This is a genomic window from Arthrobacter sp. P1_B9 (assembly GCF_056406495.1).
Genome location: NZ_JBFUAA010000007.1, coordinates 155364 through 168045, shown reverse-complemented (window position 1 = coordinate 168045; position 12682 = coordinate 155364). Strand labels below are relative to the sequence as shown.

Genomic DNA, 12682 nt, shown 5'->3' with positions numbered 1-12682 from the left:
TCTTAACCATCAGGATTGGCTCCCGATCAGGAAAAGACCATCCCCGCTTCCGCCAAATCCTCGCGGATGGTTGCGATCTCGGCCTCGCCCGGCTCCACGAGGGGCAAACGGACAACCGAGTTGGGCAGGACTCCCTGCCACTTAAGAACCTGCTTGGCAGCGACAGCACCCTGAATGTGGGTCATCACTGCGCGGACCACGGGGTCCAGTTCGAAATGTAGGGTGCGGGCGGTAGCAAAATCGCCTGCAAGTGCGGCATCGATCAGCGCACGGAATTGCCGCGTCGCGACGTGCGCGGAGACGCTGACCAGCCCGACGGCACCGGCGGCCATCCACGGCAGCGTGAGGCCGTCGTCGCCGGAGTAGACATCAAGATCGGTGTTCGCCAGGACGCGCGTGAGGGCGTTGAAGTCGGCCTTGGCATCCTTGAGGGCGACGATCCTGGGGTGGTCGGCGAGCCGGATCATGGTCTCGGGCAGGATGGGCACGCCGGCGCGGCCGGGGATGTCGTAGACCATGACGGGGAGGTCGGCGGCGTCGGCCACGGCCTCGACGTGCGCCTGGATACCGGCCTGGCTGGGCTTGTTGTAATACGGCGTGACGATCAGCTGGCCGTGGGCTCCGGCCTTGGCGGCGCGCTTGGCCATCTCGATCGAGTGCGAGGTGTGGTTGGTCCCGGTTCCGGCGATGACCTTGGCGCGGTCGCCCACGGCCTCGACGATGACGCGGAAGAGCTTCTCTTTTTCGTCGTCCTCGAGCGTGGAGGTCTCACCCGTGGTGCCGGAGATCACGAGGGCGTCATTGCCGTCGTCGACGAGCTTGCTCGCCAGTTCCGCCGACTGCCGGTAGTCGACCTCACCGTCCGATGTGAAAGGCGTGACCATGGCAGTCACGAGGGTCCCGAACGTGTAAGAGCGAATATCAGAGTCAGCCATATGAAAAACGTTACCTTGTCTGCGGCATGTTAGGACAATGGCGGCGGTGTGACGAACGTCAAACTCGGCGGCCGTGCGTCACGTTTCGGCGGCCCGGCCGGACTCAGGGCCGCCGAAACCGCGCCAGCACACTGTATTGGAGACTCGCGGTCAGCACCTCGGTGCCGGAGCCGGCCGCCTGCCGGAGCGGGAGCCCGTCAGGACCCCAGAACCCGCTCAGGCCACACGAAGGGCCGAGCGGCGTGGCGCCCGCCAGGTTCGCCAGGACGGAGAACATCCGGTTGTCCATGGCCCGGGCGCCGAGATGCAGTGCCAGCCGGTGGTCTTCGCCGGCCGTGTAGAGGGCCGAGACGGCATAGATGTCCGCCCCGGTGTCCGCGGCCCATTCCGCATGGCCCGGGCGGGCTGCGTCGAAGCAGATCGCCAGAGCGACCTTCCAGCCGTCGATCTCCAGGACCGCGGGATTGCTGCCGGCCACGAAGAGATCCTGCTCCGGTCCGTGCAGGTGCGTTTTGAAGCTGGTCTCGATGGAGCCTGTCGGATGGACCGCGAGGGCGGCCAGCCGCGGCATACCGTCCGCGTCTTTGAACGCGGCACCGACGACGGCGGTTATTCCGGTGCGCCGGCAGATTTCCCGGATGCCGTCCAGCCGCCGGTCAGCCGCGCTCAGCCACTCCCCGGGTCCGTCCAGCAGGTCCAGCCGGTATCCCGTCAGCGAGAGTTCGGGAAAGATGACAAGCCGGGCTCCATGCGACTCGGCGTCTTCGATCAGCCGGATGTGCTCGGGCACGTTGGCGGCAACGCCACCATCCAGGGCCTGGTATTGGACGGCGGACAGCGTCAACGCGGTGATTGAGCCAGTGGTCACCCTCCCATCCTATGCACCCCGTCTTTCGCCGGAGGGAGCCGAAGGTGCCGAGCAGTAACGCCCGACGGCGGTTTCGCGAAGGGCCTCTGCCCAGGCGGCTAGACGCTGGGCCGCCCGCACGTAGTCGAACAATTCGGTTGGAGTGAGGGCGTCGAGGTCCGTCTCGGCCAGCCGCCGGGCCAGCTCAGCTCCCGGCGGCACCGCGGCCAGCGCCGCACCTTCCTTCCCCCACTGAACGTCCTCGGCCGGCTCCCCGGCGACCAAGCGCCGGAAGAGGAAGTCCACGACGCCCGGGCTCATGGCTTTGAGGACGCCGGCCGCCGGCTCGCCACCGTTCGTCCGTCCGCCAGGCGTCGCGCTGGTCCATTGCGGGCCCGACGGATCCGGGCCCGGAAATTGTCGGCTTGTGGATTCCCGGCCGGTGAATTCGGGCTTCAGGAAGGCTGGCTCTGGGGCGTCGTTCATGCGCCCATCGTATTCGAACATATATTCGAATACAAGGGATGCCCGGAGAAGGATCGGGGCTGCGGGCAGGCCGAAGATGAGACGGTCACCGGGCCGATCGTGAGACGATCAGATGATGACGGCGCGCGGAATGACTACGGCTTCCCGGACCGTCCGGGGCACTCCCCCCGGCGTCCGGCTGGCCGGTATCGACGCCGCGCGCGGCCTGGCCCTGCTGGCCATGATGGCCACCCACGTGCTGGCAACCTTTGAGCCGGACCCGCAGCTCACGCCCACCTGGATCGGCCTGGCGTTTTCCGGACGGGCAGCCGCGCTGTTCGCCGTGCTGGCCGGAGTCGGGCTCGCCTTGTCCACGGGGAAACAGCAGCCGCTTGAGGGCGCCGAACTGCGGGGTGCCCGCAGAGGCATCGCCTTGCGGGCGCTCGTGATCGGTGCCGTCGGGCTCTCCCTGGGCGGGCTGGAAGTCAACATCGCGATAATTCTGGTCCACTACGCCCTGCTGTTCCTGTGTGTGCTGCCCTTTGTCGGGCTTGGGCTGAAACGCCTGGCCGCACTCGCGGTCCTCTGGATACTGGCTGCCCCCGCCCTGGCCTACCTCCTGCGGCCGTGGCTGCTGTCCGCCGATCCGCCCCTGCGGCTGGGGCACAACCCAAGCTGGGAGGATCTGGCCACCCCGGCCAGGCTGCTGGGCGACCTCTTTCTCACGGGCTACTACCCTGTCCTGCAGTGGATCGCTTATCTCCTGATAGGGCTGGTGATCGGTCGGATGGCGCTGTGGAAAGCGGCCGTGCCGTTCCTGCTCGTTGCTGCCGGCACGGTGGTGGCCGTCATGTCCAAGTGGCTGGGGACGCTCATGCTGGAGGACTGGGGCGGCAGGCAGGCCCTTCAGGCGCACATCGGCGATCCCGCCTACCCGCTGGAGAGCCTGCTGCAGGTCAACCTGGCCGGCATCGACCAGTCAGGCTCAGTCTGGTGGCTGGCCACGAGTGCACCGCACTCCGGCACCACGCTGGATCTGTTGCACACCTCGGGGGCCGCTGCCGCCGTGATCGGCCTGTGCCTGCTGCTGGGCCGGCTGGGCGACTGGCTGGAACTGGATCTGCTGCTGCCGCTGCGCGGAGCCGGGGCCATGACGTTGAGCCTCTACACGGCTCACCTGTGCATCATGGCCGCCCTGCACGACCAGCCCTTGATGCCGGGCTGGACCGTGGAGGGTGTGTATTTCGCGCAGGCTGTCGGGATGCTGGTGGCCGGCGGAGTCTTCGCGGCCATGGCGTGGCGCGGGCCGCTGGAGTGGGCGACCCATGCGGCCAGCCAGGCGGGCCGGCACCAGCCGGCCCAAGTCCGCCGGCCTCGACGCGTGCGCTAAGTTCCGCCGCCGGGTCGTGCGCTAAGTTCCGCCGCCGGGTCGTGCGCTAAGTTCCGCCGCCGGATCCGGCGCTGAGTTCCGCAGCCCGGCCCCGCACGGCCCGGCAAACGGTGTCCGGCTAGTTCTTCTGCTCCCCGTCGCGGAACATCCGCACGGCGTCGCGCATTGAGGCGCGGGCGCGCTTGCGGTCTCCGGCAGCATCGTACGCACAGCTGAGCCGGAACCAGGAACGCCAGTCCTCGGGGGCAGCTTCGGCCTCGGCGCGGTACTTCTCAAATTCGGCGTCGGCGGCTTCGCGGATGATCCGGCCGGCGGGTGTGCGCGGCAGAGTGTCCTCCGGCAGGCCCCCCTCGGCTTCGAGGATCTTTGCCAACCGCTCAGTGCGGGCACCAAACAGCAGTTCCCGGATCAGGGCCCAGGCCCCGATGACCGGCAGCACCAGGTAGGCGACGCCGATCGCCTTCGCCACGAGGCTGGGGTCGGACATCAGGAGCACGGAACGTTGAAGGGATACCACCAGGTAGAACACGAGCAGCAGGGTGACGGCCCCCACCCAGATCTTGGTGCGGTTCGCTTTCAGGGCTGTCAAGGCAGCGGACATCTGACTCAGAGTCCCAGGTCCAGGTAGCCGTCGAGTCCCACGGTGAGACCGGGGTGAGCGGCGACGCTGCGGATCCCCAGCAGCACGCCGGGCATGAAGGACGCACGGTCGAAGGAGTCGTGGCGGATGGTCAGCTGCTCCCCCGGCCCGCCCAGCAGGACCTCCTGGTGCGCGACAAGACCGGCCAGCCGGACACTGTGGACCCGGATGCCGTCGACGTCGGTGCCGCGGGCACCGGCGAGTTCCGAGGTGGTGGCGTCCGGGCTGGACGGCACGCCAGCCTCGGAGCGCTCGGCCGAGATCAGCTGTGCCGTGCGCACGGCAGTGCCGGAGGGCGCGTCGACCTTGTCCGGGTGGTGCAGCTCAATAATTTCAACGGATTCGAAGTACTTGGACGCCTTGGCGGCGAAGGCGGAGGCCAGGACGGAGCCGAGGGCGAAGTTCGGGGCGATCAGGACGCCGACGCCGGGCCGGTTGGCGAGGAGTTCTTCCAGCCCCGCGAGCCGGCCGGCATCCCAGCCGGTGGTGCCGACCACGGCGTGCATGCCGTGCTCGACGGCGAAGCGAACGTTCGCCTCGGTGCTTTCGGGGACGGTCAGGTCCACCACGACCTGCGCGCCGGAGCTGACAAGGGAGTCGAGGGGGTCGTTGCGGCCAAGGGCCGCGACGAGCGTCAGGTCCGCGGCGGCGTCGATGGCCTTCACGGCCTCTGCGCCCATGCGCCCGCTGGCGCCCAGCACGGCGACGGAGAGTTGTTCGGTCATGCCATCAACCCTACCGCCGGGGCCGCTGCGTTCCGGAACCGGCGGCGCTTGGTTACAGGGCCGCCGCCGGGGGCGACAGCCTGACCGCCACGCGGCGTGAGCAACGTTCCGCAAGGCCCGGCCCGCCGGCTCGATGGGTCACACGCCGACCCAGGCCTGTCAGGCTGGATTGACGCCCTGCGCCTGTCAATCTAAACTGACAGGCATGGAGACCGATGACCTGTCCGCGCATATTCATTCACTCGATCCCGCCGTCGGTCTGCGGGCGGTCGGCGCCCTCCATCGCCTGGCAGAACAGGTCGAGGCAGCGCAGGTCAGAGCTGCCCGACAGCGGGGATGGACCTGGGAGCAGATCGGCGACGCCCTGGGCGTCTCGCGGCAGTCCGTCCACGCAAAATACCGAGAGTGAGATCAAGCCATGTTTGAACGATTTGCCGACGACACCCGAAAGATCGTTGGCTTCGCCATGGACGAGGCCCGCTGCAGCGGCGACAAGCGGCTGGGCACGGATCATCTGCTGTTGGGGGCGCTCCACGATCCTGGTCCCGCCGCCCTTCTGGATGTCACGCTCGATCAGGCACGGGCCGCGGCGGCGAGGCTTGACAGCACGGCACTCACATCAATCGGTATAGATGCCCACGGCTTTGAGCGCGTCCCCATGCCCAGCCGGGGGAAGAAGCCGCCCTTCAGCTCGGGCGCCCGGTCGGTAATGGAAGGCATGCTTCGGTACGCCATGGACCAGAAGTCACGACAAATCACCACCGCGAATCTGCTGCTGTCGCTGCTGGACTGCCAGGAACACGATCCGGCAGCCGTGCTGCTCAAGGAACTGGGGGTCGACCGGGCGGGGGTCCGGCGCAGGGTTATTTCCTCCTGATCCGGAGCCGGCTTCCTGCCGGTCACCACGGCGTCTACTCGCCGGCGCCGACCCACTCCACGGTGCCGTCGGCGAAAAACTGTTCCTTCCAGATCGGCACTTGGGCCTTGATCCGGTCGACGAGTTCTGCACATACGGCGAAGGCCTGGCCGCGGTGGGCCGCCGAGACGGCGCACACCAGGGCCGGATCGCCGATCTCCAGCATGCCGATCCTGTGGGCCGCCCAGATCCGCACCGGCTGCCGCTCGTCCCGGGTGGCGCCGGCGCCGCCGGCGGCGTCCTCCGGAGATCCGCCGGGCGCGGCATTCCCGGCCGGGACCGAGTGCTCCGCCACAAGCCCGGCGACGACGTCGGCCATCACCTGGTGCGCCGTCGGGTGGGCGCTGTAGCTGAGCCGGGAGACCTGCTTGCCGCCGTCGTGGTTGCGGACGACGCCGCTGAAGCTGACCACCGCTCCTGCCGTGTCCGACTCCACCGCCGCGATGGCCTGCTCCACCGAGATGGGTTCGGCGCTCAGCACGGCGTGCACGATTTCAAATCCGGTATCAGTGCCCATGGCTGCCTTCCAGTTGGTCGCAAAGGTGTCCAACGATGGGATCCAGCACGGCCAGGCCGTCCATCACACCCTTCGGGGATCCGGGCAGGTTCACGATGAACGTCTGTCCGGCTGCGCCCGCGTGGCCCCGGCTGAGCATGGCCATCGGAGTCTTGGCCGTTCCGGCGTTCCGGATGCCCTCCATGATGCCCGGGATTTCCCGGTCCAGCAGGGGCAGCGTCTGCTCCGGCGTTGCGTCGGTGGGGCTCAGCCCGGTGCCGCCGCTGGTGATGATGACGGCCGGCTGCTGGCTCAGCAGGGCCCTCAGCGCGGCCCCGACCGGCGCCCCGTCCGGCACCACCATGGCGGGAAACGGCTCGAAGCCGTGCTCGGTGAGCCAATCGATGATCACGGGGCCCGTGAGGTCCTCATAGACACCGGAGGCCGCCCGGGTAGAGGCGATCACGACACCGGCCTTGCGGCCCGTGGCTTCGCCATGGCGGTGGGGTTCGGGCATGTTCATAGGGTCCAGTCCCCGCTCTTGCCGCCGCTTTTGGCGAGCACCTTGATATCGGTCAGGACCGCGTGCTTGTCCACGGCCTTGATCATGTCGTACACGCTCAGTGCCGCGACCGTCGCCGCAGTCAGGGCTTCCATCTCGACCCCGGTGACGCCGCGTGTCTTGACCGTGGCGAAAATTGTCACGGCGTCGGCGTCGAGCTCAAAGTCGATGGTGACCTTGGCGATCGGCAGCGGGTGGCAGAGCGGGATCAGGTCCGGCGTCTTCTTGGCCGCCATGATCCCGGCGATGCGGGCCACGGCCAGGGCGTCGCCCTTCGGGAGCTCACCGCCGCCGAGGAGGGACAGGACCTCGGCCGTGCTGCGGACGGTCGCGGTGGCCGTGGCTTCCCGGGTGGACTGCGCCTTGTTGGACACATCCACCATCTGGGCCGTGCCGTCGTGGCGGAGGTGGGTCAGGCGGGTGTTGCCCACGGCTCTTTTGTCCGCTTCGCCGTTGCCCGCTTCGCCTTTGTCCGCCGGCGCGGCATCCGCTTCAGGGTTTTCTACATCATTCACAGGATCCATACTTCCACTTCGTCGCCCGCTGCGAGCGCCGCTGTTCCCTCTGGCACGTGGACGAGGGCGTTGGAACGGGCCAGGGCATGAACCAAGTGGGAGCCCGCGCCGCCCTCCAGCCTGACCGTGCCGTCCGGAGCCAGCGTGCCGCGCCGCACCTGGTGCTTGCCCGCCGGGGAGGTCAGCGGTTCGGCGAGGCGCGCGCGGACGGCAGGCCGGGGCGCCGGGGCGCCGAACAGTTCCGTGAGGACCGGGCGCAGGAACATTTCGAAGGACACCAGGCAGCTCACCGGGTTGCCCGGGAACCCCAGCACAGGGACGCCGTCGAAGCTGCCGATCCCCTGCGGGCCGCCCGGCTGCATCGCCACGGCGCCGAATTCGACGTCGTGTCCGGCCATTGCCTGCCGGACCACCTCGTAGGCACCTTTGCTGACGCCGCCGGTGGTGACGATCAGGTCCGCGGCGGGGGCGTGCCGGCGCAGCAACGCGGCGAGCTCATCCGGCTGGTCCGTGGAGACGCCGGTCCGTGTGACCTGGAGCCCGGCCTGGCGCATGGAGGACTCGAGCAGTGTGCCGTTGGAGTCGAAGATCTTGCCCGGTCCGAGCGGGCTGCCCGGTTCCACCACCTCGTCGCCGGTGGTGACCAGGAGGACCCGGAGGGAGGGACGGACGGGCACCTCCGTGTAGCCCATCGCCGCCAGCAGTCCCAGCTGGCCGGGGCCGAGGAAGGTCCCCGCGCTGAGGGCGAGCTCGCCGGAGCGGATGTCGCTGCCGGCGTCGCGCACGAACGTTCCGGCGGCGGCGGCCGGCAAGTGGACCGTGGCGGGCTCCCCCGGCACCGGGAAGGAATCGGGCACGGCCTGCTCGATGGGAACGACGGCGTCGGCCCCGGCCGGCATCATCGCGCCGGTCATGATCGGAGCGGCCGTGCCGGCGGCCAGTTCCGCCGGTGTGGCTCCGGCCGGGACGGGCGCGACGACACGCAGTTCCCTGCCGCCGTCGGGCACGTCGGCGCTGCGGATCGCGAAGCCGTCCATCTGCGAGTTGGCGAAGGGGGGAAGGTCCAGCGGCGCCAGGATGTCGGCGGCGAGCCCCCGGCCCAAGGCTTCGAGCAGCGGGAGCCGTTCCACCCGCCCCTCGGTGCGCAGGGGGGCCAGCAGGGCCCGCACCTTGTCCCGGTGTGCTTGAACGCTGACATGCCTTGTCTCGGTGCGGTGCATGCGTTTCCTGACCTCTGCTCGGCTCGCTAGGACTTCACGTCAACTCTAACCGTGTGGTAACCCGTGGCTCCGTTCGGCGCGACCGGTGCGGATTCCTCGGCCTGCGGCACGCCGTCGAGGGCTGTGGCCCGGACCTGGACCTCATATTGTCCCGGCTCCAGCGGCAAGGCCAGCTTCCACTGGTACCAGGTGTCCTTGGAGATGCCGGGGGCCAGCTCGGCCTGATGCCAGTCGCCGCGGTTGACCCGCAGCTCCACCTTGCCGATGCCCGTGTGCTGGGCCCACGCGACGCCGCCGAAGACAACCGTCCCGCCCTTCACGTTGGCCCCGTCGCGCGGCACGTCAATGCGGGACGATGTCTTGATGGGCCCGCGCTCGCTCCAGCCGCGGGGCGTCCAGTAGGCGACGTCGTCCGCGTACCGGGTCACTTTGAGCTCGGTGACCCACTTCGTGGCGGAGACGTAGCCGTACAGCCCGGGCACGATCATCCGGACGGGGAATCCATGTTCGAGCGGAAGCGGTTCCCCGTTCATGGCGACGGCCAGCAGCGCGTCGCGGTTGTCCGTGAGGGCCTCCAGCGGGGTCCCTGCCGTCCAGCCGTCCGTGCTCCGGGAGAGCACCATGTCCGCCCCGGGCTTGGGGCCGGCCATGTCGAGCAGTTCGCGCACCGGCCAGCCGAGCCAGCGGGCATTGCCGATCAGGTCCCCGCCGACCTCGTTGGAGACGCAGGCGATGGTCACGTGCCGTTCCGTCAGGGGTTTGGCCAAGAGGGTGGCGAAGTCGAGCTCGATCTCCCGTTCCACCAGGCCCGTGACTTTCAGCGTCCATTCCGCAGGATCCACCAGCGGGACGCGCAGGGCGGTGTCGATCCGGTAGAAATCCCTGTTCGGCGTCACGAGCGGGCCCAGTCCGTCCAGCCGGATCTCAGCGCCGGCCGGGATGGGCGGCGCGGGAGCGGCGGGCACCGGGAGGACCAGCTTGCTGCGCACGTCGCTGACGACGGCGGCCGCTCCCCTGAGGGTGGAGGCGAGCACACCGGCGACGGCGGCAACCGCGGCTGTCCCGCCCAGCGCCAGCAGGAACCGGCGCCGGGCGGGCCCGGCTTCGTTGGCTGTGGCATCTGCAGGCGCCACGGCAGGGGCGTCCTGCGGGGCCGGCTCAACCGGTGGTGTCTCCGGCGGGCCGGACGCCACCGCCGGTCGCCGGCCGGCATCGGGTTGCCACTCCAATAGTTTCCGGATGAGCCACCGCAACAGCGCGATCCCCACCAGTGCCACCAGCACCGGGACGGGGACGGCGTTGGCGGTCAGGTCGGCCCGGCTCAGCACGGCCACGAGCCCTACCGCGCCGAACACCGCGATGAGAATCACCCCGGCGAAACGGCGCCGCACTTCGAGGACTCCGGAGAGCGCCGCGAGCGCGGCGATGACCAGTGCCATGCCGCCCAGCAGTGCCGCCTTGTCCGCCGTGCCGAACAAGGAAATGGCCCACTCCTTGACGCCCGGCGGGACGGTGTCGATCACGGCCCCGCCGACGGCCGTCACCGGAGACACCGTGGGGCTCACCAGGCTGGCCGTGAGTTCACCGAGGACCACCGCCGTCCCCACGGCCACCAGTCCGGCCCCGGCGGCCCACAGGTCCCGGGACTGCCGCTGCCGGACTCCCGGTTCCGTATGCTGCTGTCCCCTGCCGGCGAGTGTGCCGCCGGTTTCCTTCCCCTGCCCGTCAAAGCCGACGCCGCTGCTCACTGTGCCCATCCCGTCCGGAGTTTTTCCTCTACCGCGTCGCGCGGAATCCTGTTGTGTGCTCCCTCGGCTGTTGCTGCCGGGGCTGCTGCTCCCCCGGCAGCAGGCTCCCCGGCAGAAGTGCCGTGGCTGCCACCCGGCTTCTGGCCGGCGGCTCCCTGGCCGGGGAGCAGCAGCGAGAACCGGCATCCGCCGTCGACGTTCTCCACGGTGACGGTGCCTTGATGGGCGCTGACGATTCCGGCGACAATGCTCAGGCCAAGGCCGGCGCCGCTGTAGCGCATGACGCCTGCCGGCTCATCCGGCCCGGGCGCCCGGAAGCCGTCGCCCGGGGCCGCGCCATCAGGGGCCATTCCGTCCAGTCCGTCGTCCGGGGCGGCCCAACGGCCGGTCTGCCGCCGCGCCGGGTCCTTCTGCCAGCCGGTTTCGAACACATGCGGGAGGTCCGCTTCCGCGATCCCGCCGCAGCCGTCGGTGACCGCGACGACGGCCCGGTCACCGTCCCGGCCGACTTCCACGGTGACCCGGGAGCCGGGTCTGCTGTGGACGATCGCGTTGAGCACGACGTTTCGGATGGCACGCCCCATCGAGGGGCCGTCGGCGAGGGCCAGGCTTTCCCGTTGGCCGCCGCCGTCGAGCGTAATGCCGTGCTGCTCCGCCAGCGCGGCGAGGTCGGCAATGGCGTCGCTGGCGAGGTCGTACAGGTCCAACGGCTCGGCCTTGAGCCGCATAGTTCCGGCATGGATCTTCGACAGTTCCAGGAGGTCGTTGACCATGCCGGCCATGAGGTCGGTCTGCGCGATGAGCTTGCGGTAGTAGGCGGGGACGTCCGCGGCCATCCCGTCTTCCAGGGCCTCGGTCATGGCGCGCATGCTCGCCAGCGGCGTCCGCAGGTCGTGGGAGATCCAGCTGACCAGTTCGCGGCGGGCGTTTTCGACGGCGGCCTCCCGCTGCCGGGAGGCCTCCAGCATCCGGCTGCTGGATTCGAGCTCGGCGGCGAGGGCGGCAAGTTCGTGGCTCATCACCGGGGACTGGATCCCGGGGCTCTCGCCGCGGCCGATGCTCCGGGCAGCCTCGACCAGCGCCTTGGCGTTCCCCGAGACCCTCGCTCCGAGCACGAGCGCGATCGAAACAGCCACGGCGGAAGCCACGGCCAGGACGTACCACATCACTTCGAGGTCCCGGGCCGAGATGAACATCGCGTTGAAGGCGCTGACCATTCCGGCCGTCAGGACCGCCACGGCGGCGAGCACCACCACACAGATCTGGACCGCGAACGAGGCCCGGCGCAGGGATTTCAGGATGAGCAGCGACGCGGCCCCGATCACGGCTCCCCAGGCCAGGGCCCAGCCGATGATGGTCAGGAGTTCAGAGGTCTGCATCGGCGGACTCCTCCTCATCGCTGGGGTCCAGCCGGTAACCCACGCCCCAGACCGTTTTCAGGACGGAGGGGCGGGTGGGGTCGTCCTCGATCTTCTCCCGCAGCCTCCGCACGTGCACCGTGACAGTGGACAGGTCCCCGTAGTCCCAGCCCCAGACGGCTTTCATGAGTTCCTCGCGGCTGAAGACCTGCCGGGGACGGCGGAGCATGAAGGCCAGAAGGTCGAACTCCCTGGCCGTCAGCGCCAGGGGCCTGCCATGGCGGGAGACGGTGCGTGCGGCCGGGTTGAGGTCGAAACCGCCCACTTCGACGGAGGGCTCCGGGCTGAATTCGGGAATGCTCCTGCGCAGGACCGAACGGACCCGCAGTACCAGCTCGCGGGGCGAGAATGGCTTGGTGACGTAGTCGTCAGCGCCGGCTTCAAGGCCGAGGATCCGGTCGTCTTCCGTTCCGAGGGCAGTGAGCATGATGACCGGGACACTGTGTGCGGCACGGAGCCGGCGGCAGACTTCCGCACCGTCCAGGCCCGGCAGCATGCGGTCCAGCAGGACGAGGTCCGGGCGGCGTTCGGCCGCAAGGCGCAGGGCCGTGAACCCGTCGGCGGCGAGGACCACCTGGTATCCCGCCTGGACGAGGTAGTCCCGGACCACTCCGGCGATGGTCGGTTCGTCCTCGACGAGGAGGATGCGCCGGTACTCCGTTGCGTCCGGGGCCGGCTGGGTCTTGTTCACGCTTCCAGCATAGGTTCGCGGCCACGGTCCGGGCAGGGCTCCGGACCCCCGCCGGACATCGTTCCCGAATCCGTAATATCCGTGCCGTCATGCGGCTGTGACGTGGGCCGCGAG

Annotated in this window: 15 protein-coding genes; 3 read left to right on the top strand and 12 right to left on the bottom strand. The window is 69.4% G+C overall.

Features of this window, described 5'->3' with window-relative positions; translation table 11 throughout:
• Positions 1 to 26 precede the first annotated feature (26 nt).
• From dapA to AC1D1A_RS12045, 3 genes are all read right to left on the bottom strand, one after another.
• Complete coding sequence (gene dapA / locus AC1D1A_RS12055) at positions 27 to 935, bottom strand: 4-hydroxy-tetrahydrodipicolinate synthase (RefSeq protein WP_223913994.1); 909 nt, start codon at positions 933 to 935, stop codon at positions 27 to 29.
• A gap of 103 nt (positions 936 to 1038) precedes the next feature.
• Positions 1039 to 1803 carry a carbon-nitrogen hydrolase family protein gene (locus AC1D1A_RS12050; protein WP_476932179.1) on the bottom strand — a complete coding sequence of 255 codons (765 nt, stop codon included), beginning with the start codon at positions 1801 to 1803 and terminating at the stop codon, positions 1039 to 1041.
• 9 nt (positions 1804 to 1812) lie between these two features.
• The gene (locus AC1D1A_RS12045) at positions 1813 to 2268 is read right to left on the bottom strand and encodes a hypothetical protein (protein ID WP_230010794.1); all 456 of its coding nucleotides are present in this window, start codon (positions 2266 to 2268) and stop codon (positions 1813 to 1815) included.
• 115 nt (positions 2269 to 2383) lie between these two features.
• On the opposite strand from AC1D1A_RS12045, the gene AC1D1A_RS12040 reads away from it, so the two are divergent.
• On the top strand, positions 2384 to 3637 hold the full coding sequence (locus tag AC1D1A_RS12040) for a heparan-alpha-glucosaminide N-acetyltransferase domain-containing protein (RefSeq protein WP_476947811.1): 1254 nt from the start codon (positions 2384 to 2386) through the stop codon (positions 3635 to 3637).
• A gap of 118 nt (positions 3638 to 3755) precedes the next feature.
• On the opposite strand, the gene AC1D1A_RS12035 is transcribed toward AC1D1A_RS12040, so the two are convergent.
• Together AC1D1A_RS12035 and dapB are read right to left on the bottom strand one after the other, a co-directional pair.
• Positions 3756 to 4238, bottom strand: coding sequence for a hypothetical protein (locus AC1D1A_RS12035; protein ID WP_230012204.1), 483 nt, complete (start codon positions 4236 to 4238; stop codon positions 3756 to 3758).
• 5 nt (positions 4239 to 4243) lie between these two features.
• Entirely contained in the window at positions 4244 to 5002 is a 759-nt protein-coding gene (gene dapB, locus AC1D1A_RS12030) for a 4-hydroxy-tetrahydrodipicolinate reductase (protein ID WP_476849447.1), read from the bottom strand.
• 205 nt (positions 5003 to 5207) lie between these two features.
• Between dapB and AC1D1A_RS12025 the strand changes: the two genes are divergently transcribed.
• Both AC1D1A_RS12025 and AC1D1A_RS12020 read left to right on the top strand, forming a co-directional pair.
• Entirely contained in the window at positions 5208 to 5411 is a 204-nt protein-coding gene (locus AC1D1A_RS12025) for a helix-turn-helix domain-containing protein (protein WP_223914000.1), read from the top strand.
• Positions 5412 to 5420: 9 nt separating this feature from the next.
• Entirely contained in the window at positions 5421 to 5879 is a 459-nt protein-coding gene (locus AC1D1A_RS12020) for a Clp protease N-terminal domain-containing protein (protein WP_476947810.1), read from the top strand.
• 34 nt (positions 5880 to 5913) lie between these two features.
• On the opposite strand, the gene AC1D1A_RS12015 is transcribed toward AC1D1A_RS12020, so the two are convergent.
• The 7 genes from AC1D1A_RS12015 to AC1D1A_RS11985 are packed head-to-tail and all read right to left on the bottom strand — an operon-like array spanning position 5914 to position 12568.
• The gene (locus tag AC1D1A_RS12015; protein WP_476947809.1) at positions 5914 to 6435 is read right to left on the bottom strand and encodes a molybdenum cofactor biosynthesis protein MoaE; all 522 of its coding nucleotides are present in this window, start codon (positions 6433 to 6435) and stop codon (positions 5914 to 5916) included.
• On the bottom strand, positions 6425 to 6937 hold the full coding sequence (locus AC1D1A_RS12010) for a MogA/MoaB family molybdenum cofactor biosynthesis protein (protein ID WP_476849444.1): 513 nt from the start codon (positions 6935 to 6937) through the stop codon (positions 6425 to 6427). Before AC1D1A_RS12010 ends, AC1D1A_RS12015 begins: the two co-directional genes overlap by 11 nt.
• Entirely contained in the window at positions 6934 to 7491 is a 558-nt protein-coding gene (gene moaC, locus AC1D1A_RS12005; protein WP_476872026.1) for a cyclic pyranopterin monophosphate synthase MoaC, read from the bottom strand. Before moaC ends, AC1D1A_RS12010 begins: the two co-directional genes overlap by 4 nt.
• Positions 7488 to 8711: a molybdopterin molybdotransferase MoeA gene (locus AC1D1A_RS12000; protein ID WP_476872793.1), complete on the bottom strand. Its 1224-nt coding sequence runs from the start codon at positions 8709 to 8711 to the stop codon at positions 7488 to 7490. Before AC1D1A_RS12000 ends, moaC begins: the two co-directional genes overlap by 4 nt.
• A gap of 26 nt (positions 8712 to 8737) precedes the next feature.
• On the bottom strand, positions 8738 to 10468 hold the full coding sequence (locus AC1D1A_RS11995) for a molybdopterin-dependent oxidoreductase (protein ID WP_230008370.1): 1731 nt from the start codon (positions 10466 to 10468) through the stop codon (positions 8738 to 8740).
• Positions 10456 to 11838, bottom strand: coding sequence for a sensor histidine kinase (locus AC1D1A_RS11990; RefSeq protein ID WP_476872029.1), 1383 nt, complete (start codon positions 11836 to 11838; stop codon positions 10456 to 10458). Before AC1D1A_RS11990 ends, AC1D1A_RS11995 begins: the two co-directional genes overlap by 13 nt.
• Positions 11825 to 12568, bottom strand: coding sequence for a response regulator transcription factor (locus AC1D1A_RS11985; protein WP_476947808.1), 744 nt, complete (start codon positions 12566 to 12568; stop codon positions 11825 to 11827). Before AC1D1A_RS11985 ends, AC1D1A_RS11990 begins: the two co-directional genes overlap by 14 nt.
• Between the last annotated feature and the right edge of the window lie 114 nt (positions 12569 to 12682).